26 protein-coding genes are annotated in these 24,210 nt (G+C 32.5%); 17 read left to right on the forward strand and 9 right to left on the reverse strand.

Annotated elements, in window-relative coordinates; all coding sequences use genetic code 11:
- Positions 1 to 67 precede the first annotated feature (67 nt).
- The 8 genes from TOPB45_RS03700 (at position 68) to hisB (ending at position 7,875) form a co-directional block, all read left to right on the forward strand.
- The gene (locus TOPB45_RS03700; RefSeq protein WP_013909514.1) at positions 68 to 1,522 is read left to right on the forward strand and encodes an acetyl-CoA carboxylase biotin carboxylase subunit; all 1,455 of its coding nucleotides are present in this window, start codon (positions 68 to 70) and stop codon (positions 1,520 to 1,522) included.
- Between the two features lie 19 nt (positions 1,523 to 1,541).
- Positions 1,542 to 3,608 (forward strand): biotin/lipoyl-containing protein, encoded by a 2,067-nt coding sequence (locus tag TOPB45_RS03705; RefSeq protein ID WP_013909515.1) that lies wholly within the window; start codon positions 1,542 to 1,544, stop codon positions 3,606 to 3,608.
- Positions 3,609 to 3,633: 25 nt separating this feature from the next.
- Positions 3,634 to 4,416: a CsgG/HfaB family protein gene (locus tag TOPB45_RS08550; protein ID WP_013909516.1), complete on the forward strand. Its 783-nt coding sequence runs from the start codon at positions 3,634 to 3,636 to the stop codon at positions 4,414 to 4,416.
- A gap of 83 nt (positions 4,417 to 4,499) precedes the next feature.
- On the forward strand, positions 4,500 to 4,946 hold the full coding sequence (gene rplM / locus TOPB45_RS03715; protein ID WP_013909517.1) for a 50S ribosomal protein L13: 447 nt from the start codon (positions 4,500 to 4,502) through the stop codon (positions 4,944 to 4,946).
- Positions 4,947 to 4,961: 15 nt separating this feature from the next.
- A complete protein-coding gene (gene rpsI, locus TOPB45_RS03720) occupies positions 4,962 to 5,351 on the forward strand; it encodes a 30S ribosomal protein S9 (protein WP_013909518.1) in 390 nt (129 codons plus the stop codon).
- Positions 5,352 to 5,357: 6 nt separating this feature from the next.
- Positions 5,358 to 6,392: an N-acetyl-gamma-glutamyl-phosphate reductase gene (gene argC, locus TOPB45_RS03725; RefSeq protein ID WP_013909519.1), complete on the forward strand. Its 1,035-nt coding sequence runs from the start codon at positions 5,358 to 5,360 to the stop codon at positions 6,390 to 6,392.
- A gap of 21 nt (positions 6,393 to 6,413) precedes the next feature.
- Positions 6,414 to 7,220 carry a tRNA pseudouridine(38-40) synthase TruA gene (gene truA / locus TOPB45_RS03730; RefSeq protein WP_013909520.1) on the forward strand — a complete coding sequence of 269 codons (807 nt, stop codon included), beginning with the start codon at positions 6,414 to 6,416 and terminating at the stop codon, positions 7,218 to 7,220.
- A gap of 70 nt (positions 7,221 to 7,290) precedes the next feature.
- Complete coding sequence (hisB, locus tag TOPB45_RS03735; RefSeq protein ID WP_013909521.1) at positions 7,291 to 7,875, forward strand: imidazoleglycerol-phosphate dehydratase HisB; 585 nt, start codon at positions 7,291 to 7,293, stop codon at positions 7,873 to 7,875.
- Between the two features lie 6 nt (positions 7,876 to 7,881).
- Here hisB and TOPB45_RS03740 read toward each other — a convergent pair whose 3' ends face one another.
- From TOPB45_RS03740 to TOPB45_RS03770, 7 genes are all read right to left on the reverse strand, one after another.
- Positions 7,882 to 8,391, reverse strand: a complete 510-nt coding sequence (locus TOPB45_RS03740) for a CvpA family protein (RefSeq protein WP_013909522.1) — start codon at positions 8,389 to 8,391, stop codon at positions 7,882 to 7,884.
- 1 nt (position 8,392) lies between these two features.
- Positions 8,393 to 9,865, reverse strand: coding sequence for a cysteine--tRNA ligase (gene cysS / locus TOPB45_RS03745; protein ID WP_013909523.1), 1,473 nt, complete (start codon positions 9,863 to 9,865; stop codon positions 8,393 to 8,395).
- 2 nt (positions 9,866 to 9,867) lie between these two features.
- Positions 9,868 to 10,623: an ATP-binding protein gene (locus tag TOPB45_RS03750; protein ID WP_013909524.1), complete on the reverse strand. Its 756-nt coding sequence runs from the start codon at positions 10,621 to 10,623 to the stop codon at positions 9,868 to 9,870.
- Positions 10,624 to 10,629: 6 nt separating this feature from the next.
- Positions 10,630 to 12,222, reverse strand: coding sequence for a citramalate synthase (gene cimA, locus TOPB45_RS03755; RefSeq protein ID WP_013909525.1), 1,593 nt, complete (start codon positions 12,220 to 12,222; stop codon positions 10,630 to 10,632).
- Complete coding sequence (locus TOPB45_RS03760) at positions 12,222 to 13,463, reverse strand: aspartate kinase (protein WP_013909526.1); 1,242 nt, start codon at positions 13,461 to 13,463, stop codon at positions 12,222 to 12,224. The genes cimA and TOPB45_RS03760 overlap by 1 nt, the downstream gene beginning before the upstream one ends.
- Positions 13,464 to 13,466: 3 nt before the next feature.
- Positions 13,467 to 13,763, reverse strand: a complete 297-nt coding sequence (locus tag TOPB45_RS03765; protein ID WP_013909527.1) for a J domain-containing protein — start codon at positions 13,761 to 13,763, stop codon at positions 13,467 to 13,469.
- A 241-nt stretch (positions 13,764 to 14,004) separates the two neighbouring features.
- Positions 14,005 to 14,532 (reverse strand): Slp family lipoprotein, encoded by a 528-nt coding sequence (locus TOPB45_RS03770; RefSeq protein ID WP_013909528.1) that lies wholly within the window; start codon positions 14,530 to 14,532, stop codon positions 14,005 to 14,007.
- Positions 14,533 to 14,747: 215 nt separating this feature from the next.
- Between TOPB45_RS03770 and TOPB45_RS03775 the strand changes: the two genes are divergently transcribed.
- From TOPB45_RS03775 to TOPB45_RS03815, 9 genes are all read left to right on the forward strand, one after another.
- On the forward strand, positions 14,748 to 17,036 hold the full coding sequence (locus tag TOPB45_RS03775; protein ID WP_013909529.1) for a TonB-dependent receptor: 2,289 nt from the start codon (positions 14,748 to 14,750) through the stop codon (positions 17,034 to 17,036).
- A gap of 14 nt (positions 17,037 to 17,050) precedes the next feature.
- Positions 17,051 to 17,872: an SAM-dependent methyltransferase gene (locus tag TOPB45_RS03780; RefSeq protein ID WP_013909530.1), complete on the forward strand. Its 822-nt coding sequence runs from the start codon at positions 17,051 to 17,053 to the stop codon at positions 17,870 to 17,872.
- Entirely contained in the window at positions 17,862 to 19,205 is a 1,344-nt protein-coding gene (locus tag TOPB45_RS03785; protein WP_049774813.1) for an amino acid permease, read from the forward strand. The genes TOPB45_RS03780 and TOPB45_RS03785 overlap by 11 nt, the downstream gene beginning before the upstream one ends.
- A gap of 11 nt (positions 19,206 to 19,216) precedes the next feature.
- On the forward strand, positions 19,217 to 19,930 hold the full coding sequence (locus tag TOPB45_RS03790; protein WP_013909532.1) for a DUF4198 domain-containing protein: 714 nt from the start codon (positions 19,217 to 19,219) through the stop codon (positions 19,928 to 19,930).
- A 157-nt stretch (positions 19,931 to 20,087) separates the two neighbouring features.
- Complete coding sequence (locus tag TOPB45_RS03795) at positions 20,088 to 20,402, forward strand: hypothetical protein (protein ID WP_144011483.1); 315 nt, start codon at positions 20,088 to 20,090, stop codon at positions 20,400 to 20,402.
- A gap of 39 nt (positions 20,403 to 20,441) precedes the next feature.
- Complete coding sequence (locus TOPB45_RS03800; RefSeq protein WP_041430330.1) at positions 20,442 to 20,705, forward strand: vWA domain-containing protein; 264 nt, start codon at positions 20,442 to 20,444, stop codon at positions 20,703 to 20,705.
- A 19-nt stretch (positions 20,706 to 20,724) separates the two neighbouring features.
- A complete protein-coding gene (locus tag TOPB45_RS03805) occupies positions 20,725 to 21,291 on the forward strand; it encodes a hypothetical protein (protein ID WP_013909534.1) in 567 nt (188 codons plus the stop codon).
- A 6-nt stretch (positions 21,292 to 21,297) separates the two neighbouring features.
- Complete coding sequence (locus TOPB45_RS03810) at positions 21,298 to 22,134, forward strand: ABC transporter ATP-binding protein (protein WP_013909535.1); 837 nt, start codon at positions 21,298 to 21,300, stop codon at positions 22,132 to 22,134.
- Positions 22,134 to 22,871 carry an ABC transporter permease gene (locus TOPB45_RS03815; protein WP_013909536.1) on the forward strand — a complete coding sequence of 246 codons (738 nt, stop codon included), beginning with the start codon at positions 22,134 to 22,136 and terminating at the stop codon, positions 22,869 to 22,871. The genes TOPB45_RS03810 and TOPB45_RS03815 overlap by 1 nt, the downstream gene beginning before the upstream one ends.
- An 8-nt stretch (positions 22,872 to 22,879) precedes the next feature.
- Here the strand turns inward: TOPB45_RS03815 and amrA are convergent, their stop codons facing one another.
- A complete protein-coding gene (amrA, locus tag TOPB45_RS03820; RefSeq protein WP_013909537.1) occupies positions 22,880 to 23,434 on the reverse strand; it encodes an AmmeMemoRadiSam system protein A in 555 nt (184 codons plus the stop codon).
- Positions 23,434 to 24,204 (reverse strand): DsbC family protein, encoded by a 771-nt coding sequence (locus TOPB45_RS03825; RefSeq protein ID WP_013909538.1) that lies wholly within the window; start codon positions 24,202 to 24,204, stop codon positions 23,434 to 23,436. Before TOPB45_RS03825 ends, amrA begins: the two co-directional genes overlap by 1 nt.
- Between the last annotated feature and the right edge of the window lie 6 nt (positions 24,205 to 24,210).

Below are 24,210 nucleotides of genomic sequence, written 5' to 3' on the forward strand. Positions count from 1 at the left end.
AATAAAAATGGCATGTTATAGTTTAAAAAGTGCGAACTTAAAATTATTGAAATAGCAGGAGGGAAAAATGAGGAAAATTAAAAAAGTTCTTATTGCTAATAGAGGGGTTCCAGCCGTAAGAATTATGAATACTTGTAGAGATAAAAGAATAAAAACAGTTGCTATTTATAGCACACCTGATAGACTTTCCTACCATGTATTTTTAGCAGATGAAGCAGTTCATATTGGAGAGGGTCCTCCTCAGGAATCTTATCTAAATATGGAAAAAATTATTAAAGCAGCTTTAGAAAGAGGTTGTGATGCTATTCATCCAGGATGGGGTTTTTTAGCAGAAAATCCAGATTTTGCAGAAATGGTTGAGTCAGCTGGTCTTATTTGGGTGGGACCTCCTGCAGAGGTAATTCGTTTAATGGGAGATAAAATAAGAGCAAAAAAAATTGCTCAAAGAGCTAATATTCCAACAATTCCAGCATTATTGAAAGTAAATACAGTAGAAGATATTCTTAAATGGATGGAGGAAGAAGAAATTGAATTTCCTATAATGATTAAAGCAGCCGCAGGTGGTGGTGGGAAAGGAATGGTAAGGGTTGATAGAAAAGAGGCACTTCCTTTATCTCTTGAAAAGGCTAAATCTGAAGCCAAAAAAGCTTTCGGAGACGATACCGTTTTTGTAGAAAAATATATTCAAGGAGGAAGACATATTGAAGTTCAAATATGTGGAGATAAATATGGAAAAATAGTTCATCTTTACGAAAGAGAATGTACTATTCAGAGAAGGAATCAAAAAATCTTAGAAGAGGCTCCCTCTCCAAGCATTAATGATGATTTAAGACAAGAAATATGCTTTACTGCTATAAGGTTTATGAGAGAAATTGGCTATTCCTCTGTCGGAACAGTAGAATTTTTGTTTGATCCTAAAACTAAAAAATTTTACTTTTTAGAGGTTAACACAAGACTTCAAGTAGAACATGGAATAACAGAACTTGCAACAGGACTTGATATAGTAGGTCTTATGTTTGATATTGCAGAGGGTAAAAGACTTCCTTTTTCTCAGGAAGATATCGTTCCTAACAGACATGCTATTGAAGTAAGAATTAATGCAGAAGACCCCAAAAATTTTAATCCTTCCTTTGGAACTATTACCAGACTTGAAATTCCACAAGGACCAGGCATAAGAGTATCTTCTGGAGTTTATGAGGGAGCAGAAGTTCCACCTTATTATGATTCTCTTATAATGCTTGTCATGTCCGCAGGAGCAGATAGAAACGAAGCAATAAGAGTTATGGATAGAGCATTAAGTAGAGGATTGAGAGTGGAAGGAATTAAAACTACAGCTCCTTTGCTTTTGAGTATTATTAGACATCCAGAATTTATTAAAGGAAATTTTTCAACTAGATTTATTGAAGAACATTATGAAGAGTTGCTTTCTATGTTTAAAGAAAAAACTCCTGATGATGAAGTATTAAAAATAGCTCAATATATAGCTGAAATATCAGCTCTCGGACCCCAGAGTTGGATGTAAGAAAAGAAGGAGGTGGGGCATGAGTTATATATTTGTAAAACCAGGAATGAGCCCAAAGGAAATAGTTAAAAAAGTAAGGGAACTTCCAGGAGTATGTTTTGTTTCTGTAGGTATGAGAGATGCAGGGCAATCGGATTATAAAAATCGTTTAAGAATGTATGATCTTAAAACTTTAGCTCCTTATTATAATGAAATGGGGCTTTTTGCAGCAGAATGTCATGGTGGAGCAAGATGGCATGTTGGAATAATGAATAGGAGAGAGAGTCCCTTTGAAGAAATAGAAATTTTGAGAAAGCTTATGCCTAATGTTTTACTTCAAACACTTATTCGTGAAACTAATATGTGGGGATATCGTCCTTATCCTAAAAATATAATTGAATATGTAGTTGAAAGGGTAGATATTGATGTGTGGAGATGTTTTTCTTTTCTCAATGATGTCAGAAATATGAGAACAGTTGCAGAAGTGGTTATGAAAAGGGGTAAACTTTTTGAACCAGCAATTTCTTATACTGTTGCTCCATGGTTTGATACTAAATATTATATGAAAGTGGTAGATGAAATTGTTGCTCTTTGCGGAGGTACAGATGAAATAATCTTATGTATTAAAGATATGGCAGGTGTTGGTACAGTTACTTCTATAACAGAATTGATAGATGCTATAAAACAAAAGTATCCAGATTTAGTGATTAATTATCATAGACACATTACAGATGGACTTGCAATGCCAGTTTTACTTGCAGCAGCTAAAGCAGGAGCAAAAATCCTTGATGTAGAGGAAGATACCTTAGTAAGATTTTATGGTCATCCGCCAATTTTAGGAGTAGAAGCTTTGTTAAGAGAGCACGGAATTCCGGTCAATTTAAATAGAAAAATAGCAGAAAAGGCTGTAGAAAAAGTAAGGGAGTGGATAAGAGATTATGAATGGGCAGAATCACCTTTTAAAGGATTTGATCACATGGTAACTAAACATAAAATGCCTGGAGGGGCTTTCCCAAGTTCATTTGAACAAGCTGAAAAAGGAGGATTTTTACATTATATGCCTTATATTTTAAGAGTAATGTCTCTCTATAATCAAATTGTAAAATATTTTGATGTAACTCCAGGTTCACAAATTACTTGGGTAACCTGTTGTGGTATAGTAAATAGATACGCTAAGGAAGCTGGAGAAGAAGGGGTAAAACATGTAATAAGACTTCTTGAGAAATTTGTAGAGGAAAAAAACCAAGATTTTTCTGCTATGGAACCAGAAGAACAAGAAGAGTTATTGCAATTATTTAGAAATGCTCCTGGTGATTTTAAAAATTTAATTCTTGGACACTATGGTAGACTTCCTGTAGGCTGGCCTGATGAATGGGTTTATAAAAGCACCTTCGGAGATGAATGGCAAGAAAAAATTAAAGAAAGAAAAGAAACATCGCCCTTAGAGGCAATTCCAGACGAAAATTTAGATATTTTAAGAAAACAACTTGAAACTGAGCTTGGAAGACCAGCTACAGAGGAAGAATTTATCCTTTATTTAATGCATCCCAAAGATGCTATTGATTTTATTAAATTTAGAGAAAAATATGGAGATGCACCGTTAGTTTTACCTACTAAGGTTTGGAGAGAAGGACTCAAAAAACCAGGAGATAAAGTAGAATTTGAATATGAAGGAAAACCTTACTGCATTGAACTTGTTTCTATAGGTGCAGAAAACGATGGGGTTATTCATGTAGTTTTAAAGGTAAATAATAAAACAAGAGTTTTTGAGGTGAAAACACCAAAAGCCAAAAAAGAAGAAATTAGAAAAGCAGTTAAACCAAATGAAATAGGAGCTCCTATTAGTGGAACTGTATGGAGAATAGGGAATCCAAAAAGAGGAGCTCTTAAGCCAGGAGATATTGTGCATAAAGGTGAAGAAATTGCAAATTTAGAATCTATGAAAATGGAAAATCCCATCATTGCACCCTTTGATGCTCAAATAGTAGAAATCTGTGTTAAGCTCAATCAGAGGGTAGAAGAAGGACAACTTCTTTTTGTATTACAACCTATTGAGACTGCAAAAATTGAAGAGCCTGAAGTTAGAATAGAAAACCTGCCCCATTAAAAATTTACAAAAGGAGGTATAAAGAGTGAAAATTTTTAAATTACTTACGGTTGTTATTCTATTTGTGATAATGTTTTTTTATAATGCCTTAGCAGAAGAATATGTTACAGAGGTAAAAGAAAGAACCTTAATTCTTCCTCATTGTAATAAGCTAATAGGAATTATAGCTGCTAAAAGTTTTAAATGTAAAGCTGCAGCTTGCCAAGGAGGAAAAATTGTTTTCGGGAGAGATTTTGTAATTGAAACAACTCCTCAAGCTTTGGGAGATGGTCTTGCTGATATGTTAGTTACTGCTCTTGCAAATACAGGGTGTTTTAAAGTAGTTGAGAGAGAGGTTTTAGAGGAAGTAAAACAAGAACTTGAACTAATGGGAGTTACTCCCAAACAAACTTTAAAGGCTGCAGATTTTATTATAACAGGCGCAGTAACTGCTTTGGAGTTAAATGCTTCAGGAGCAAGTGGTGGAGGATTAATTATTCCTCTTCCTTGGAAATTTGGAGGAGGGTTAAAACTTGGAAAAGCAAAAGCTCATATAGCTCTTGATATGAGAATAGTTAGAGTTAAAGATGCTGAGATACTTTCTGCTAAAACAGTAGAGGGGAAGTCAGAAAGATGGAAATTCGGAGTTGCAGCAGGGGGTCTTTTTGGAAGTACAGTAGGTGGTGGTTGGTTTGAAGCAGTTAAAAATACACCCTTAGAAGAGGCAACTAGAGACCTTATAGCTCAAGCAGTAACCTTAATTGTAAATGAATTAAAATCACAAGCTCCTAATGTAATTATTGAACAAAGAGAAATAAAAGGTGAATAGGAATATTTAAATTTTTAGAAACTTGACAAATTAAAAATTTGTCATAAAGTTAAGGTGCTTTATTAAAAATGGGAGGGAAAGTTATGTCCTCAATTTTTACTACCCAAACCCCTTGGGTAAAAAAAGAGGAAATTAAAAGAGAATGGTATATAGTTGATGCCAAAGATAAAATATTAGGAAGACTTGCTTCAAAATTAGCTTATATATTGCAAGGAAAACACCGCCCAGATTATACTCCTCATGTAGACCAAGCTGACTTTATAGTAGTAATTAATGCTGAGAAAATAAAACTTACAGGAAAAAAGCTTGATCAAAAAGTTTATTGGCGCCATTCTGGATATATGGGAGGTCTTAAATTGGAAACTGCTCGTAAACTTTTAGAAAGGAAACCAGAGCAGTTAATTTATTTAGCAGTAAAAAGAATGCTTCCAAGAAATAGGATGAGAAAAAAGCTTTTAAAAAAGCTTAAAATATATGCAGGAGAAAGTCATCCCCATACAGCCCAAAATCCTAAACCTTTAGAAATTTAGGAGGTGGGAAATAAAATGGAAAGAATTTATGCTACTGGGAAAAGGAAAACAGCAGTGGCAAGAGTTTGGATATTCCCTGGAAATGGAGAGGTAATTGTAAATGATAAACCATATAAAGAATATTTTTATGATCATATTGTAGCTGAAGATATTATTTTAGCTCCCTTCAGAATTTGTAATCTTCTTGGGAAATTTAATGTAAAATGCACAGTTGAAGGTGGAGGAAAATCAGCCCAGGCTGAAGCTATAAGACATGGGATAGCCAGAGCTTTAGTTTCTTATATGCCAGATTTAAAACCTATCCTCAAAAAAGCTGGATTTCTTACTCGTGATCCTCGAGAAAAAGAGAGAAAGAAATACGGACTTAGAGGAGCAAGAAGAGGACAACAATACTCTAAACGTTAAATTTTTGTGGTCAAAGTAGCTATCATAGGAGCAACTGGATATACAGGTTTAGAATTAATTAGACTTGCTGAAAACCATCCTTATCTTAATATTTCACTAATTACTTCAAGAGACAAAGCTGGCAAAAGTTTAAAAGAAGTTTTTAACTGGAGTGGGAAGTACGCTAATTTAATATTTAAAGAGCCAGTTATTGAAAAAATTACAAATGAAGTAGAATTAGCATTTTTATGTGTTCCCTCTGGAGAAGCACAGCAATTTGCTTATGCTTTTCTTAAAAAAGGAATAAAAGTTATAGACTTTTCAGCAGACTTTAGATTTAAAAATGTTCAAGTCTATGAAACTACTTATAATCTAAAACATGCTTATCCTGAGCTTTGTGAAGAAGCAGTATATGGATTAACTGAAATTTTTAGAGAAGAAATAAAAAAGGCTGACCTTGTTGCTAACCCGGGATGCTATCCAACCTCAGTTTTGTTACCTTTAATTCCTTTGATAAAAAATGAGCTTATAGAAAAAGAGCCTATCATTATTGATTCTAAAAGTGGAACCTCAGGAGCAGGAAGAAAATCAGAAAATTATTATAGTTTTTGTGAAGTTAATGAGGATTTTAAAGCTTATAAAATTGCTGCCCATAGACACACTCCAGAAATAGAAGAGAAACTCAGTTTATTTGCCGGTAAAAAAATTAAAAGTGTATTTACTCCCCATCTTTTACCTCTAAATAGAGGCATTTTTTCTACTATTTATGTAAAATTTAAAACTAAAATAGAAGAGATTCATAAGTTTTTAAAAGAATTTTACAAAGAAAGCCCCTTTATTGAGGTAGTTCCTTTAGGAGAGATTCCAAGAATTGCAGAAGTAAAAGGTACCAATCTTTGTAAAATAGGTATTTTTGAGGATAAAAAAAGAGAATGGGGGATAATTGTTTCAGTGATAGATAATCTTATAAAAGGAGCAAGTGGACAGGCAATTCAAAATTTTAATCTTATGTTTGGATTTCCTGAAGATACAGGTCTTCCTAAAACACCTTTATTTGTGTAAAAAGCTTTTAAAATAAAAACTATGTCTGAAATTAATATTAGAAATATTCGGATATTTATAGCTTATGACGGAACAAATTACTTAGGTTGGCAAGTTCAGCCAAAAGGGCCTACTATCCAAGGAATAATCCAGGAAGCCCTTTCCAAAATTTTAGGACACAAAGTAAAACTTAAATCTGCAGGGCGAACAGATACAGGGGTACATGCACTTTATCAAGTAGCACATTTTTTAACTACCTCAGATAGACCCCTTGAAATTATTTTTAGAGCTGTTAATGCTATGTTGCCTAAGGATATAGTGGTTTGGAAGTTGGAAGAAGTGGATCTTAAGTTTCATTCACAAAGAGAAGCACTTAAAAAAACTTATGTTTATTATATTTACAATTATCCTATAAGAAATCCTTTAGTAAGACTTTATTCTTGGTGGGTCCCTGAGAAACTCAATTTATCTGCAATGAAAGCTTGTTTACCTTTAATAATAGGGGAAAAAGATTTTGCAAGTTTTAGAAAATCAGGAACTGATATAAAAACTACAGTCAGAACTATATATGATGCCAAATTTAAAAGGGTTCCTGGAAAAAAACATATGATAGCTTTTGAAATAATTGGTAGAGGATTTATGAGATATATGGTAAGAAATTTAGTTGGTGCTTTGGTTGAGGTAGGTAAAGGAAATCTTACGATAGAAGATTTTCAAAAAATTTTAGAAGCAAAGGATAGAAGCCTTGCTCCACCTCCTGCTCCGCCTCAAGGACTAATTTTAAAAAAAATAGAATATCCAAAAATTAAGATTATAGATAGTTATCCCAAATTTAAGGTAGATTTATAAATAAAGGCTTTATTTTTTAGAAAAAAAATTTATACTTTTTTAAATTTAAATAAATTGTAGGAGAGCTTAAATGGATTTAGTAAGCAGAAAAAGAAGCACTTTGGAGACAGAAATTAATATAAAATTAGACTTAAGTGGGAAAAATTTAGAAAAAAGCATTATAGATACAGGAATAGGGTTTTTAGATCATATGCTTGAGCTTTTTTCTTTTCATTCTGGTATTAAACTTCAAATAAAAGCAAAGGGTGATTTGAAAATAGATTTGCATCATACTGTTGAAGATATAGGAATTACTTTAGGAGAAGCTTTAGATGAAGCCCTTTCTGATAGAAAAGGGATTGCTCGCTATGGAGAAGCAACTATCCCAATGGAAGAAGCTTTAAGTCAAGTAGTAATAGATCTTGCCAAAAGACCTTATTTTTATTATGAAGTTAATTTTCCTACTGAGAAAATAGGAAATTTTGATACAGAACTTCTTGAGGAATTTTTAAGGGCTTTAGCTATCAATGGAAAATTTACCTTACATGTAAGAAATTTTTATGGAAAAAATACTCATCACATTGCAGAAAGTATTTTTAAGGCTTTAGCCTATGCACTTAAAAAAGCCATTAAACCTATAGAAGTAGATATACTTTCTACAAAAGGCACTCTTTAATAAGATTTAAATTATTTCTATATTTCTTTCTTTAAGAAAAACCTTCCAGCTTTCAGGTAAAAATTTAGAGGAAAATTTTAGATTATATTTGATTAAAGGATAAACTAAGGCTTTATTTAAAACTTTTTGAGTAGAAGGAGAAGGTATAACTAAAATCATATAAAAAATAGTTATAAAAAGCATACCCTTTATAAATCCTAAGATAGCACCTAAAATGTAATCTGCAGCAGTTAAATTTAATTTTCCTAAAATACTAAGAATAATAAATCCTAATATTACAAAACTAAAGTAAATTAATAAAAAGGCTACAATAAAGCTTAATACAGGTAACACTTTTGGATGGGAAGTGGTGAGAGCTCCTACATAAGGACTAATTTTTAGGGAAAGCCATCCAGAATAAAAAAAAGCGACTATCATTCCTATAAAAGAAAAGATAACTCTTACAAAGCCAGATAAAAACCCTCTTATAACAAAATAAGCTAAAAATCCTAAGGCAAAATAATCAAACCATATCATGTTATTCTACATACCAAAAAGTTTCTGTTCTTGTATCTTTTAAAATTATACCTAAATTTTTTAATTCGTCTCTAATTTTATCAGCTAAAATAAAATTTTTTTCTTTTCTTGCAGATTCTCTTTTTTTCACAAGGTCTTCTATTTCCTTTAAGTCCTTTTTAATAATTTTAAGTTTTCTTTTTCTTTCTGTATTCCAAAATTCATCAGGTTCTCTTTCTCCAATTCCTAATATTTTTCCAGAAAGATCTCTTATCTTTTTTTCTATTTTTTCTAATAGGAGAACCTCTTCTGTGGTTAAATTAGGAGTTTTGGTTATAAAATTATAAATTTCATTTTCAAAACTAAATAAATGTCCCAAAGCTAAGGCGGTATTAAAATCATCAAGAAGTGCAGAAATAAAATTGTTTTCAAAATCCTTTAATCCTTTTTCTAATTTTCTTGCTTTTTCAGAAAGAAGTCCTTCTTTTAAAGGTTGAGCTTTTTTAAGCCAATATAAAGTTTCATAGAAGCGATAAATTGCTTTTTCCATGTTTTTTATATTTTCTTCTCTATAATCTAAGGGACTTCTATAATGAGTTGAAAGAAGAAAAGCTTTTATTACTTCTGGATGAAAAGTTTTTAAAAGATATTCCATAGTTACATAATTTCCGAGGCTTTTAGACATTTTTTCGCCTTTAACAGTAATAAGACCGTGATGAATAAAGTATCTTGCAAATTGTTTTTCAGTTGCTCCTTCACTTTGTGCGATTTCATTTTCATGATGAGGAAAGATGAGATCAAGTCCACCTCCATGAATGTCTATGGTTTCTCCTAAATATTTAAGAGCCATTGCTGAACATTCTATATGCCAGCCAGGACGACCTTTCCCCCAAGGGCTTTCCCAAAAGGGTTCTCCAGGTTTTGCTGATTTCCATAAAGCAAAGTCCAAAGGATTTTTTTTCTTTTCAGAAACTTCAATTCTTACCCCTGCAATTAATTCCTCAATTTTTCTTCCAGAAAGTTTTCCATAAGAAGGGAATTTAGTTACCTCAAAATATACATCTCCATTACTTTGATAAGCAAGCCCTTTTTCAATAAGTTTTTCTATTAAACTTATAATCTCTGGTATATGTTCTGAGGCTCTGGGCTCGTAAGTAGGTTTTAAAAGTCCTAAAGCTTGGGTAACCTTTTCATATTCCTCTATATACTTTTGAGTTAATTCTTTCCAAGGTATACCTTCTTTATTTGAACGATTTATGATTTTGTCATCAATATCAGTTATATTTCTTACATATATTACTTCATATCCAAGATACTTAAGCAATCTATAAAATACGTCAAATATTACAGCTGATCTCGCATGCCCAAGATGAGAAGAATCATAAGCAGTAATTCCACAAACATACATAGTAACCTTAGGAGGATTTAAAGGAATAAAATCTTCTATTTTTTTAGTTAGGGAATTATAAATTCTTAAGGTTTTAAAATTCTCCATTTCTAATCAAAAAGTTTTTCAAAAAGTTCGTAAGCAGAAGATTTTAACTTGCTTTTCCATTCAAAAACAGGTACTCTCTTTAACTCATATTCTAAAAGAGTAGCATCTTGAGGAAGAAAGCCTAAAAATTTTATTTCTTTTTTTTCTATTATTTCTTTAACATGTTTTTCAAGTTCATCTTTTTGGTCTTCTGGGCATAAGTTTACTACTAACCATATATTTTCTGCTTTAATTTTTAAATTTTTAGTTAAATCTACAATTCTTCCAGCTGTAAAGATACCTCTTATACTTGCATCTGAAACTATTATAAGATGTTCCATTTCTGTAAGATTAAGCCTTGAAATATGTTCCATTCCAGCTTCATTATCTATTACTATATAAGAATAGGCACGCATAAGTTTTTCTAAAGCAGTTGAAAGAAAACTATGCACAGGACAATAACATCCCGAAGTTTCTGGATAACCTATCACTAAAAGATCAAAATATTTATTTTCTACAAGAATTTGATGAATTTTCATTTCTGTATAATCATAACGAGACATAAAATCTGGCACTTCACTCTTTAACAGGCTTTCTCTTACTTCACTAAGAGTAGTTTCTACCTCTATACCTAAAAGCTCATTAAGATTGAAATTAGGATCTGCATCTACAGCAAGTATTGGAACCTTATTTTTATGAATTAAGAAATCAATTAAAATTGCAGATAAAGTAGTTTTTCCAGTACCTCCCTTACCTACAAAAGAAAATCTAATAGGCATAAGGATTTAGTTTCCCTTTTTGTCAAGAAAAAGTTTATAAGTATAAGAATCTATTAAAGCTTGACAGCTTGCTTCAAGAATATCTGTAGATACACCTACTGTTCCCCATTTTTTGTCTTTACTTCTGGAGATAATAAGAACCCTTACTTTAGAAGCAGTTCCTGGAAGACCAGGTAAAACTCTTACTTTATAATCTTCTAATTCCATTTCTTTTATTTGAGGATAAAATCTTTCTAAAGCTTTTCTCAAAGCATTATCAAGGGCATTAACAGGTCCGTTTCCTAAAGCAGCAGTATGTTCAACTTCTCCTACTCCTGGAGGAACTCTTACTAAAACTGTTGCCTCTGCTTTTGGAAAGTGTTGATCTATTTTTAAATCAAAAACTTTATAGCTTAAAAGTTCAAAATATTGTTTTGGTTCTCCCATCAATCTATAAATGAGAAGTTCTAAGGATGCCTCAGCAGCTTCAAATTCATATCCTTCAGCCTCTAAGTTTTTGATCTCTTCAACTATTTTGTTTAAAAGAGGACTGTCCATTTTAAGATCAATCCCAAATTCTCTTGCTTTATAAATGATATTGCTTTTCCCTGAAAGTTCTGAAACTAAAACTCTTCTTACATTGCCTACTGCTAAAGGATCTATATGTTCGTAAGTTCTTGGTGATTTAAGAACTGCAGATACATGGACTCCACCTTTATGAGCAAAAGCTGATCTTCCTACAAAAGGAAGACGTGAAGGATGAGGAAGATTTGCTATCTCAAAAACATATTTAGAAACCTCAGTTAATTTATGTAAATTTTCTGCACAACTACAATGATATCCCATTTTTAAAACAAGATTCGGAATAATAGAACAAAGATTCGCATTTCCACATCTTTCACCAATACCATTTATGGTTCCCTGAACCTGGACAGCACCTAATCTAACAGCTTCTAAACTATTTACTACTGCACATTCTGAATCATTATGAGCATGGATTCCAAAATTAAAACCCCTTCCTAATCTCCTCTTAACTTCTTTTATAATTTCTACCATCTCAAAAGGAAGAGTTCCTCCATTAGTGTCACAAAGGATAATACAGTCTGCACCAGCAGATTTTGCTCTTTTTATGGTTTCTATAGCATAATCTGGATCTTCTTTAAATCCATCAAAAAAGTGTTCTGCATCATAAAAAACCTTTTTAACATTTGCTTTTAAAAACCTTATTGAATTTGAAATAATTTCTAAATTGGTTTCTAAATCAACTTTTAGAGCATCTTTTACATGAACAGTCCAAGATTTCCCAAAGATAGTAACTACAGGTGTTTTAGCAAGTAGAAGTTGTTTTAAATTTTCGTCTGTTTCTGGATTTTTTTTAGGATGATGGGTGCTTCCAAAAGCAACAATTTTTGCATGCTTTAAATTATAATTTCTAATTTCTTTAAAAAATTGTAAATCCTTTGGGTTTGAACCAGGCCACCCCCCTTCAATATAATCTATCTTAAATTCATCTAATTTTAAAGCAATTCTTATTTTATCTTCTAAGGAAAAATTAACTTCTTCTGCTTGTGCTCCATCTCTTAAAGTAGTATCGTAAATTTCTACTTTTCTTTTAGCCATTATCCGATTTTTTCCTCCTTAACAAAAAGTTCCTCTCCTAAATTAAAAGCTTCATGTAAAGCTCTTACAGCTAATTCAGTATATTTTTCATCTATTACACAAGAAATTTTTATCTCAGAAGTAGAGATCATCATAATATTTATACCATGTTTTGCAAGGGTTTCAAACATCTTAGTTGCAACTCCATAATGAGTTCTCATTCCTGCACCAACTATAGAAACTTTTGCTATTTTATCATCTCCTTCAACCCTTTCAGCATTTAGTTCCTTAGCAACCTTTTCAATAATTTCCAAAGCTTGCTTATAATCTGTTCTTGGAACAGTAAAAGTAATATCAGCTTTTCCATCTGGATGAGAAGTTTGTATAATCATATCTACGATAATTCCTTTTTCTGCAATAGGTCTAAAAATTTTAGCAGCAACTCCAGGTCTATCTGGGACCCCATAAATACTTATTCGTGCCTCATTTCTACTATAAGTAATTCCTGAAACAACTACTTTTTCCATTTCTTCATCCTCCTCAATTATTAAAGTCCCTTCTGCATCAGTAAAACTTGATCTTACAACAAGTGGCACCTTGTAAATCATAGCAAGTTCGACAGATCTCATTTCTAAAACTTTAGCACCACTACTTGCCATTTCTAACATTTCTTCATAAGAAATTTTCTTTAATTTTTTAGCATTACTTACAATTCTGGGATCAGCAGTAAAAACACCTTCTACATCTGTATAAATTTCGCAAAGATCAGCTCCTAAAGCTGCAGCAAGTGCAACTGCAGTAGTATCAGAACCCCCTCTACCTAAGGTAGTAATATCACCTGTTTCTGTAACTCCCTGAAATCCTGCAACAATTACAATATATCCCTTTGAAAGGTAGTCTTTTATTTTTTCTGTTTTTATCTCTTTAATTTTAGCTTTTGTATAAAGTTCAGTAGTATAGATAGGAACTTGATAACCTAATAAAGCGACAGCAGGATAACCGAAGCTATGAAGCATTATGGAAAGGAGAGCAGAACTTACCTGTTCACCAGTAGAAATGAGAAGATCGAGCTCTCTTAAAGGTGGATTTTCCATTATTTGTTTAGCTAAATTTATAAGTCTATCAGTTTCTCCAGCCATTGCAGAAACAACTACCACCAGATCATGTCCTTGTTTTTTATAGTTAATAATTCTTTCAGCTACAGCTCTTATCCTTTCTAAATTAGCAACTGAAGTCCCACCATATTTTTGTACTATTAACATAGTCTACCTCTTTTTACCCCAAATAGGATCTTCTCCAAATCTATTTAACCACCAATCTTTTGGATCCAAATCAATTTCTTTAGCTTCTAAATCAATTAAATAATTATCGCAATATTCCATAAGAATTTCATAGGCATAATTAAGCTTCTTTATTAATTCTTCACTTCCTCCATGATCAGGATGATACTCTTTTGCTAATTTTCTGTAATTTTCAATAATTTCCTTTCTGGTAGTTTTTTTGGGAAGTTTTAAAATTTTTCTTGCTTCTTCAATTTCTTCCCATTTACTTTTAGTAAACATCCTTAAAATTTTATAATAGTTTTTTTAAAAAAACAAGAAAAGGAGAAGAAAAATTGTAATTACATTTTAAAATGTCAATTGGTAAACTGTTTTTTCCACTACTACTGTATTAATTAAACTTGACCAATTTTAATAATAATATAAATAAAAAAAATTTTAAAACAGAAAGGTAATTGGATGAAAGTTTTGCAATATAGGGTTTTACTTAGAAAGGAACCAGAAGAAATAAAAATTTAGTAAATTAAGGGCAAAAACAGGGATAATACCATAATGGATACCAATAAGGACACCACCAAAAATAATGTGGATAGGTTTCTATTTGAACTCTAAATTCTTCTTTCCAAAGGTGAAAGGCTTTTCCTTCAAGAACTGGGAATTTATAAGATTTTTCTCCAATTTTTCCATCTCTTAATTCTTTAAAAACTCCAGCAACGGTAATTAGTTTCCCGGGAGTATAAATAGCACAGTCTAAAAATTTGGGAGTTTCAACTAAAAATCTACCCTCAGATGAAGTATCAGCTTGTGGTTTCCCTTCTAAATCTAAAGGAAATTGAACTATTTCTAAGAGAGTAAAGTCTTCTTTATTAAAACAGCTTACAATTCTTCCACCCCATAAGATTTGAGAGCCTTTATAATTTTCAGGAGAACTTAAAACCTGAGATAGGTTAATCTCTTTTTTAACTGGGATTTCGCTAAATTCTTTTGGTAAAGTAGCACATCCCTGAAGAATAAGAACCAAACTAACTAATAAAAGTAAACTCCTAAACATATAAAAATAATACTACCCTCAAAATTTTTTTCAAATATTAAAAACAATTCAAAAATGAGAGTTCCTGAATTTTAAAATATAAAGTGATATATAAATCATTTTTTTGTTATAAAATTTAATAATTTTGAAAATTTCCTGAAATTAATAATATCATATTGACAATAATAAAATTTCAGTTATAAAAATTTTTATAAAATATTATGAAGGAGGTGATTATGGGAAAAAAGTTTTTGATAAAATCCATAATTTTAGGATTAATAACAAATTTTTTACTTCCTATTCCAGTTATAGGGGAGGAGGTAAAGGAGGAAAAGGTTAAGAAGGCTGAGGAGCTTCCTGAGGTTGTGGTTACTGGTGAAAAAATTATTACTCCTACCAAAGAAACTGCAGAAACTGTCTTTACAGGAACAGGAATTACTAAAAAGGGAATTGAACTTTCAGGAGAGAAGGGAAGTAGCAACGTATGGTCTGTCTTAAATTTTTTACCTGGGGTACTTTTTGAAAGCCCTGATCCAACAGGTATATCTTCTACCCAAAGGACTATTATCATAAGAGGGGTAAGCGGGTCTTTGGGTACTATGTCTGTTGAGGGGGTTCCTGTTTATGGAGGGAACCCTATTGGTCCAAGGGAGTATATTTTTGATTTAGACAACCTTGAGACGATCAATGTTTATAAAGGGGTTAGTCCTGTTGACCTTGGGACAGGCGCTGGGACAAGAGGTGGAACGGTTGAGCTAAAACCTAAATGGGCAAAAGATAAGTTAGGGTTTGAGTTTAAACAAAGCTTAGGTATGAATGATTATACTAAGACCTATGCAAGGATAGATTCAGGGAAAATAACCCCTTTAGGAACAAAATTTTCTCTTTCCTATTCTTATACTGAAGCAGACAAATGGAGAGGAAAAGGAGAAATAGGTCCGAGAAATAATGTAAACTTTACTTTTGTTCAGCCAATAGGAGATAGAATTAACATAAAGTTTTGGGCAAATTATAACGATATTAAGCATCACAAATATGCTTCCCTTTCTTATCAAGATGCTAAAAGGGATAGATGGTTAGACTATAATGAAGACTTTACAGGTGATCCCCAAAAAGACTGGTATTATTACAAGTACCAGAAAATCGGATGGACAAACTATGACTATTATGGTTTTATAGATGTAAAGTTGTTAGATAGCCTTATGCTTCAATTGAAACCCTATTACAGAGATGAAGAGAAAGATGATTGGAGTGGAAACTCAAGGATACCAGGTCCTGGAGGGCAAAGACCAGGATTAACCTGGAGTGGATGGGAGGTTAAAAGAAAGGGAATCTTAACTCAGCTTATTTTTGATTTTAAGTTGGTTAAAGGTATTTTAGGTTATAATTATGAACGTCAAGAATGGGATGATAGACCTTCAAAAAACTATTGGTTAAACCCTGACGGTAGTTTGACTTTTATTGGATGGGGTAGGTTTACAAAAAGCATCTCAGATGGCTTTTCTTCAAGTCCTTATTTTAAGCTCTCAGGAAATATTGGTAAATTAAATTGGCAGGGAGGAATAGCATATATAAAGAAAAAAGATGGTAAAAGCGAAGGGTACATTACTCAATATAACGGAACAACCCCTTACTTAGTAAGAGAACCGAAACTTGATTATGGTGGGAGAAGTTATTCTGCCTGGGTTCCTTCCTTTGGTCTTTCTTATGCTTTTAACGATAAGATAGAAGTCTATACAAGCTTTGGCAAAACCTTTCAAACACCTTATATGTATATGCCGATAGTAAATCTTTATTACCGTCTCTATAATAAGTTTAAAAAGATGGGTATAACCTTAGATGACCTTTTTAACGATTACAAATGCGAAGAAACCTATAATTGGGATTTGGGATTAAGATTTAGAACAGAAAAATTTGAGCTATATCCTACTATTTTTTATTCGAAGCATAAGAATTTAAATACCCCATTTACCCCGGGATGGAAAGACCCAGATGATCCGACAAAACCTTTAATCGACCCTCAAACTGGAAGACCTGTAAGTTTTAATACTTTCATCGGTAAGGCAAAAGGTTATGGGTTTGAGCTTGCTTCAACCTTTTATTTAACGGATAAAATTGCCTTTTTCTTTAACCCATCTTATGTGAAGATGAAATATGATGGAGATATTGTGAGCGGTGGGACGGTTTATCCTGTTGATGGAAAACAGGTAATAGGTGTGCCCGAACGGATGTTAACCACTGGGCTCATAGCAAGGTATAAAGGCTTTGAAATAACCCCCAGATTTAGGTATGTAGGTAGTTACTATGGAGATTTTGCACGCACTGAAAAGGTTGCAGGATACGAAGTTTTTGATTTCTTAGTTTCTTACAACAAAGAGGAGATAAAGAGCCTTAGACTTAAAAACGTAAGATTAAGTCTTGAGATTGATAATCTTTTTGATAGAAGATATATTTTTGGTACCTCAAATAGTTATTATCCAGGGGTGCCCTTTACTGTATTTGGCTCAATATCTTTTAGTTTTTAAATAGGAGGTGGATCATGAAAAAATTCAGAAAAATTTTACTTTTAAGTCTTTGTTTTTTGGTTTTCAGTTTTTCTATAGCCCAGGCAGAGGGTAAACTTTATCTGGTTAGCACTGGTGTGGGAGACCTTGATAATCTAACTTTAAGAGCTTATGAGGTTATCAAAAAAGCTGATATCGTTTTTTGCAGTAAGTGGACTTGTGAGAGGGTAAAGGATTTGATCAAAGGAAAAGAAGTTTATGACGCAGGGTTTGGAATTTTTCATCTCTTTTATCGAAAAGACAAAGAAACCCCTTCGTCTGAGATAAAAGCTCATGAGTTTAACATAGAAGAAAAAAAGAAAGAGCTTGAAAAGATAACCAAGATAATAAGAGAGGCGGTAAAACAAGGTAAAATTGTAGCTGTACTTGAAGACGGAGACCCAACCATTTATGGTCCTCACATCTGGTATATGGAGGCTTTTAAAGATCTTAATCCAGAAATTATACCTGGTGTAAGCTGTTTTAACGCCGCAAACGCAGCCATAAAAAGAAGTATTACCGGAGGAAGGGCAAAAAGTGTAACCCTTGCTTCTGGTTTTTCTGAGCTTGAAAGCCTTGCTAAAACAGGAACTAACCTTGTTATTTTTACCATGAGAATAAAAGATATCACAAAAGTTTTAAAAAAGATTGAAAAATATTATTCACCTAAGACCAAAGTAATTTTTATGCTTTATGCAGGCTATAAAGATAAGGAAAGAGTTATAACGGGAACCTTTGAAGACATTTACGAAAAAATTAAAAATATCCAACTACCTTTTGAATACTTAGTTTATGTGGGGGACTTTGGTGAAATCTAATGAGTTAGCAGAGCTGAAAAATAATTCTATTTCTGAAAAAGAGAGCTTTAGGTTAATAAGGGAGATCGGGCTTTTCCCTGCTGTTATGCTTGTTGTAGGAAACACTATAGGAACAGGAATCTTTACCACTTCTGGGTTTGTCATAAAGGAGCTTAAAGACCCAGGGGCTCTTCTTTTGGTATGGATTTTGGGAGGTTTGATTGCTCTTTTTGGAGCTATTAGTTATGCTGAACTTGGGAAGATGTTTCCTCGGGCAGGGGGAGAGTATACTTTTTTAAGAGAAAGCTTTGGTGAAGTTTTTGGATTTCTTGCTGGATGGATTTCGCTTATCGTTGGTTTTTCAGCCCCTATCGCAGCAACTGCTATTGCTTTCTCAAAATACTTTTTAGAACTTTTCCATTTGCAAACCTTTGAGGTAACTTCTAAACTTTTAGCTATTTTAGTAATTTTATTTCTTTCCTTTGTTCATACGCAAAAAATTAAGATTGGTGCTAATTTTCAAGCAGGGATTACTCTCTTTAAAATCTTTTTTCTTTTTGCTTTTATCTTTTTGGGGTTTTTATGCATTAAAGAAAATTTAAACACCCTTGGGATGAAAAGTTTAATTCCTAAAAAAGAAACTATTTTAAGTTTAAACTTTCCTGTTTCCCTTATTTATGTGATGTATGCTTATAGTGGGTGGAATGCTGCAACTTATGTAGGAGAAGAAATTAAGAATCCTCAGAGAAACATCCCTTTAGCCCTTTTGTTAGGAGTTTTGTTAGTGGTGGTTTTGTATGTTGGGATAAATATTCTTTATGTTAGAGCCCTTTCTGTTGAAGAGATGTCTGGGGTTGTAGAGATAGGAGCTAAGACTGCAGAAAAGATTTTTGGAGGAAAGCTATCTTTTCTTTTTACTGCGGGAATTACTTTGGGGCTTCTTTCGGTTTTAAGTGCTATGATAATTGCTGGACCAAGAGTATATTACGCCATGGCAAGGGATGGGGTATTTTTTAAAGTATTCTCAAGGGTTCATCCAGAAAAGAAAACGCCGATTTTTTCAATCCTTCTTCAGGCAATGATTGCCATTTTTATGGTTTTAACCTCAACCTTTGAAGCCCTTCTTCTTTATATAGGTTTTACTTTGTCTTTGTGCGCAAGTTTAACGGTTTTAGGTTTTATGAAGCTTAAAAAGAAGTTTATTTTTCCAGCCTTTGCTTTTATTTTAGCTAATCTTTGGATGATGATTTTTGCCATCTTAACTAAACCTTTAACCCTTTTGGCAGGTTTTTTAACTATTTTAGCAGGTTTTGTTTTATATCAGTTTAAGTTTAATCAAAAATTAAAAATTTAAGGAGGTTAGCTATGAAAAGGGCAGGATTAATTTTATTTTTAGTTTTAATTATGTTTTTATTTGCAACCCCGGGTTTTTCTCATATACTTTGGATAGAAGAGACTAACGGTAAGTTTAAAGTTTTTTGGGGACATATCGGTAAACCAGAGTTTTATGACCCAAAAAATATAAAAGAGATTAAAGGTTTTGATAAAAAGGGGAAATCTATAAAGCTTAAAAAAGAAGTAGTTGATAACCAACTTATTCTTTTAGCTGAGAAAAAGCCATCTTTAATTCTTGCTTCCATGGAAGGTGTTTATTTGGTTACTACTCCAGAAGGTAAAAAAAGGATGGATAAGACCGAAGCTCAGAAGCAAGGATTACAAGTAATAGAAAGTTTTTATGCCCTTCAATCCACCAAGGCTATTTTTGAAGATTCAGTGCTCTTAAAGAAACCTTTAGGGCTAACGCTTGATCCGATCTTTGTGGAAACTCCATATAAAGGAAAGGATGAGGTGGCGGTTAAGGTTTTATATGAAGGAAAGCCAGCTGAAGGCGTAATCATTTTTAATCCGTATCATAAAGAGTTAGCTAAAACAGATACCAAAGGAATGGCAAGGATAAAGGTTGAAGACCTTAAGATGAAAGAAGGATATTATGCCTTGGTGTGTTTTTATAAAGTTAAGATTTCAGACCCAAAAGCTGAGTATTTATGGCTTATAACCTCTTTAACCTGGCAGAGATAGATTTTTGTTGAGGAGATAAAAATTGAAAAAAGGTCTCTTTTTATTGTTTTTAATAGGGCTATGTTTTTCGAAGACACTTTTTGCTCATGAGGTTAATTATCAGGTAAAGGGGGCTCAGGGGGTTTGTGTTAGTTTCTTTTTTGCAGGTGGAGAGCCAATGGATTATGCAGAAATAGAAGTTTATGCACCCGGGGAAAAGATACCTTTTCAGAAGGCAAGAACTGACAGAAACGGAATTTTTTGCTTTATGCCTGATAAAAAGGGTGTTTGGAAAGTTATAGCTAAGGGAGAAACAGAGCATGGACTACATGGAGCAGAGGTTGAGGTGAAGGTTAAAGAAGATTTAAGCATTGAGGGGTTTAAAAAGCCTCTCGTTGCTACTTATACCAAGGTTTTTATCGCCTTTGGGATTGTTGGATGGCTTATCGGATTAGCAGGTATTTATTTATTTTTGAAAGAAAAGAAGAAATAACTGATATTACCTTTAATAACACACAAAATAAGTAGGTTCTTGGTTTTTCTTATTACTGATGGGAAAGCAAATGTTTCTTTAACTGGAAAGCCTGTTTTTGAAGAACTTCAGAGTCTTTGTAATCTTTTAAGTGGTATTTCTTCTGCCGATTTTGTAGTTATAGATACAGAAAAGAAAAATAAGTTTATAAGGATGGATATTGCTTTTAAGATTGCAGAATGGCTTAATGCAAGGTATTATTTAATTGAAGATTTAAAAGCAGATAGTCTTTTAGCTATTGCAAGGGCTTATAAGAATATATAAATTATGGGAGGGTGAGAATATGCCATTTCCAAGAACTTGGAGTGAAGAATTAATAGCTGAATGGTTACAATTAAGAGGTTATTTAGTAGAAATTGGAATTCCTATAAGTTCTCCTAAGGCAGGAGGTAGAAATGAGGCTGATGTAGTTGATGCAAAATTTAGAGATGGTATTTTAGAAATCATTCATGTAGAAGTTGGTACTCTACCTGGAGGAGCTGAGCAAAGTAAAGAAACTTTTCGAAAGAAATTTTCGGAGGAGGTTCGAGATAGTATAGTTAATTATTTTGCACAAAGACTTGAGATTAAAACTTTTGAGAATGTTAATTATAAAGGTATATGTGTACTTGTATATGCTTCCAGACCTACTTTAGAGGCTCTTTTAAATTTTGTTAAAGAAACTAAAAAAGAGGTCGAAATTAAGGAATTATCCGAATTTATAAAAGATGAAATTATTCCAACTATTCAAAATTGGAAAAAACATCCTCCACATAGTCCCAAAACGCGAGGAAAAGAGATCACTTTACCAGAAAGCCATTGGTTATTGCAATTGATAGATTATTTAGACAGGAAGCAGTTACTAAAATAAAAAGCCATGATAAAAGTTGAAGGGCTTGTTAAACATTATGGGAAGATAAAGGCGGTTGATGGGATAAGTTTTGAGATAAAACAAGGCGAAATATTTGGACTCCTTGGTCCAAATGGAGCAGGGAAAACAACTACAGTAAAGATTTTGACTACTTTAACCAAACCTGATGCTGGAAAATGTTTTATCAACGGTTTTGATGTTATAAAAGAGCCTTATGAAATTAAAAAATTTATCGGGGTTGTTCCACAGGAAAACAACTTAGATAGAGACTTAACGGTTTACGAAAATCTTTTTATTTATGGAAAACTTCATAAAGTAAAGGATTTAAAGGTCAAGATCAAAAACTTATTAGAGATGATGGGACTTTGGGAAAGGAAAGATACATTGGTTTCTAAGCTTTCAGGTGGTATGCAAAGAAGACTTCTTCTTGCAAGGGCTTTACTTTCAGACCCGAAGGTTTTATTTTTAGATGAGCCTTCTATAGGTCTTGACCCTCAGATAAGAAGACACCTTTGGGAAATAATAAAAAAGGCAAAAGCAGAAGGAAAAACAATTTTTCTCACTACTCACTATATAGAAGAAGCAGAATCACTTTGTGATAGAGTTGGGATTTTATCTAAGGGAAAGCTTATTGCCTTTGGTGCCCCTTCTGAACTTAAAAAATCTGTCGGGAATTTTACAGTAGAATATTATATGGACAAAGAAGGAAGTATAAAGCTTTGGATGTTTAAAACCAAAGAAGAAGCCTATGAATTTGCTAAGAAAAATGATCTTCCTTTAGTTATAAGGGAGACTAACTTAGAGGATGTGTTTATTAAGCTTACAGGAGAAAGAATAGAATAATGGACTGGTATCCTGTATTATTAAGAGAACTTATAATTTTTAAAAGAAGGCTTTTAAAATTTGGATATCTTTTGTCTGCAATGATGCTTCCTATAATTTATTTTGTGGTTTTTGGACTTGGTCTTGGAAGGATGGTTCAGATAGGAGGTAAAAGCTATCTTAGTTTTCTTATTCCAGGACTTGTTGCAATGACTTCAATGACAAACTCTTATACCTGGATTGCAAATTCTTTAAATCTCAATCGCCTTTATTTTAAAACCTTTCAAGTGCTTTATTTAGCTCCTATTTCTTATAGTGCTATAATTATCGGAGAAGTACTTGCAGGGATGATAAAAGGGCTTTTTGCTGCAAGTTTAATTATTGCAGTTGGATTTTTAACCTGTCCTAATTTTGGTTTAACCTTACCTTTTATAGTAGCTCTTTTTCTAAACTGTTTTTTGTTTGCAAGCCTTGGTTTTGTAGTAGGCATGTTAAGTAAAGGGCATGAAGAAACTGCAACCTATTCTAATTTTTTTATTTTACCGATGGGATTTTTCTGCGGAACCTTTTTTCCCATAGAGCGTATTCCTGATTTTTTAAAACCTATAGTTTATCTTTTCCCACTTACTTATACCAATATTCTTATAAGAAAAGAAGTTTTTGATAATATTGCTTTAATCTCTATTTTAGTGCTTATTTTTTATAGTTTTATTTTATTTGGCTTAGGTCTTAGAACTCTCAAAAATTATAGTGAGTAAGCCTTTAATTATTTAAAATAATCGCTTTCTTTAAATACTTCTGCAGTAAAAAGGTAAATTTTAGCTTCAGGGCTTTTATAACAATCTGGAGGTAGCCCAGCCTTTAAACAAACATGTTCTAAAAAGGTTTTTTTATCCCAACCATATTCTACTGGGACCTGAGGAAGTAAAACCCCTCTGTGTGCTCCCTTTACTAAGTAAATACCATGTTTACCAACTTCTACTTCCTTAAGGGTTCCCTTTTTTAAAGGTGAAAGTACAGAAATTTCTATTTCTATTAGAGGAAGTTCTTTAGCTTCCAGGGGAGCAAACCTTGGGTCCTTAAAAGCAGCCTCTATTGCCATTTTTTGTATAGTTTCGTAAAGAGGATAGAGAGGTTCAAGAATTCCTATACAACCTCTAAGATGCTTTTCCTTTAATAGAGTAACAAAAGCTCCCCTTTTTTCCCATAAATTCTTGAATTTTTTAGGAGGAACCTCAATTTCATAATCTCCAGAAAAATATCTTTCTAAAGTTTTTCTTGCCAGTTTTAAAGAATATTTTTTTTCTTCTTCACTAAGCATTATTTAAATTTTTGTAAAATGTAACTTTCTGGTAATACATTAGTAATCATTTCGCCATCCGGGAATATGAAAGTAGGGGTTCCTCTTACTTTTAGCTCATTAAGAAGAAAACTAATATTCTGATTTATCTTTTCTTTACCTTTTTCACAAAGGTTTGAGTTTTTATAACCTTCCATTAATTCTTTAAATCCTTTATTATCGCATATTAGAGATATGGCTTTAGACTTAGCATCTGGATGAAGAGCTTCTATGGGTAAAAGAATTACTTTAACAGTAAGTTTCCCCTCTTTTACTAATTTATTTAAAATATCCTCTGCCTTTTTACAATGAGGACAATCTGGATCAGTAATGAAATATACTACGTTTTTAGAATTTCCATAAGTAAAATCTACCATTTTATCAAGTTTTGAAAGTTGCTCTTTTGAAAGAACTTTTTTATTTAGGTCCTGAAGTTTTTCTTGAGTCAGATTTCTAAGAGTTTTTATCTCAAGGATGCTTCCAGTAATAATATATTTTCCAGTAAGATTTGTATAAAAAAGACCTTTTTCTTCATTAGGAAGTTTAACCACCACCTCACATAAACCCTCTACAGGAGAAGGTTTTACTGTTTCAACTTTTATACCAGGTTGAATAGCATCAAGACTTTTTTGAACTGAATCTCTTTTAGGACAATTTTGAGAGGAACTACTAACTTTTTGACAGGAAATTAAAAAAGAAAAACCCAAACAAAAAATCATTAAACTTTTTAAAATCCAGAAATAATTTTTCATATAAAG

Origin of the sequence: Thermodesulfobacterium geofontis OPF15 (assembly GCF_000215975.1) — a bacterium.
GTDB classification, from domain to species: Bacteria; Desulfobacterota; Thermodesulfobacteria; order Thermodesulfobacteriales; family Thermodesulfobacteriaceae; genus Thermodesulfobacterium; species Thermodesulfobacterium geofontis.

Excerpts from the sequence above, each read along its gene's own strand:
- TOPB45_RS03700 (WP_013909514.1), top strand. The coding sequence starts at position 68 with ATGAGGAAAATTAAAAAAGTTCTTATTGCTAATAGAGGGGTTCCAGCC.
- TOPB45_RS03705 (WP_013909515.1), top strand. The coding sequence starts at position 1,542 with ATGAGTTATATATTTGTAAAACCAGGAATGAGCCCAAAGGAAATAGTT.
- rplM (WP_013909517.1), top strand. The coding sequence starts at position 4,500 with ATGTCCTCAATTTTTACTACCCAAACCCCTTGGGTAAAAAAAGAGGAA.
- rpsI (WP_013909518.1), top strand. The coding sequence starts at position 4,962 with ATGGAAAGAATTTATGCTACTGGGAAAAGGAAAACAGCAGTGGCAAGA.
- truA (WP_013909520.1), top strand. The coding sequence starts at position 6,414 with ATGTCTGAAATTAATATTAGAAATATTCGGATATTTATAGCTTATGAC.
- hisB (WP_013909521.1), top strand. The coding sequence starts at position 7,291 with ATGGATTTAGTAAGCAGAAAAAGAAGCACTTTGGAGACAGAAATTAAT.
- TOPB45_RS03740 (WP_013909522.1), bottom strand. The coding sequence starts at position 8,391 with ATGATATGGTTTGATTATTTTGCCTTAGGATTTTTAGCTTATTTTGTT.
- cysS (WP_013909523.1), bottom strand. The coding sequence starts at position 9,865 with ATGGAGAATTTTAAAACCTTAAGAATTTATAATTCCCTAACTAAAAAA.
- TOPB45_RS03750 (WP_013909524.1), bottom strand. The coding sequence starts at position 10,623 with ATGCCTATTAGATTTTCTTTTGTAGGTAAGGGAGGTACTGGAAAAACT.
- cimA (WP_013909525.1), bottom strand. The coding sequence starts at position 12,222 with ATGGCTAAAAGAAAAGTAGAAATTTACGATACTACTTTAAGAGATGGA.
- TOPB45_RS03760 (WP_013909526.1), bottom strand. The coding sequence starts at position 13,463 with ATGTTAATAGTACAAAAATATGGTGGGACTTCAGTTGCTAATTTAGAA.
- TOPB45_RS03765 (WP_013909527.1), bottom strand. The coding sequence starts at position 13,763 with ATGTTTACTAAAAGTAAATGGGAAGAAATTGAAGAAGCAAGAAAAATT.
- TOPB45_RS03770 (WP_013909528.1), bottom strand. The coding sequence starts at position 14,532 with ATGTTTAGGAGTTTACTTTTATTAGTTAGTTTGGTTCTTATTCTTCAG.
- TOPB45_RS03775 (WP_013909529.1), top strand. The coding sequence starts at position 14,748 with ATGGGAAAAAAGTTTTTGATAAAATCCATAATTTTAGGATTAATAACA.
- TOPB45_RS03780 (WP_013909530.1), top strand. The coding sequence starts at position 17,051 with ATGAAAAAATTCAGAAAAATTTTACTTTTAAGTCTTTGTTTTTTGGTT.
- TOPB45_RS03790 (WP_013909532.1), top strand. The coding sequence starts at position 19,217 with ATGAAAAGGGCAGGATTAATTTTATTTTTAGTTTTAATTATGTTTTTA.
- TOPB45_RS03795 (WP_144011483.1), top strand. The coding sequence starts at position 20,088 with ATGGATTATGCAGAAATAGAAGTTTATGCACCCGGGGAAAAGATACCT.
- TOPB45_RS03805 (WP_013909534.1), top strand. The coding sequence starts at position 20,725 with ATGCCATTTCCAAGAACTTGGAGTGAAGAATTAATAGCTGAATGGTTA.
- TOPB45_RS03810 (WP_013909535.1), top strand. The coding sequence starts at position 21,298 with ATGATAAAAGTTGAAGGGCTTGTTAAACATTATGGGAAGATAAAGGCG.
- TOPB45_RS03815 (WP_013909536.1), top strand. The coding sequence starts at position 22,134 with ATGGACTGGTATCCTGTATTATTAAGAGAACTTATAATTTTTAAAAGA.
- amrA (WP_013909537.1), bottom strand. The coding sequence starts at position 23,434 with ATGCTTAGTGAAGAAGAAAAAAAATATTCTTTAAAACTGGCAAGAAAA.
- TOPB45_RS03825 (WP_013909538.1), bottom strand. The coding sequence starts at position 24,204 with ATGAAAAATTATTTCTGGATTTTAAAAAGTTTAATGATTTTTTGTTTG.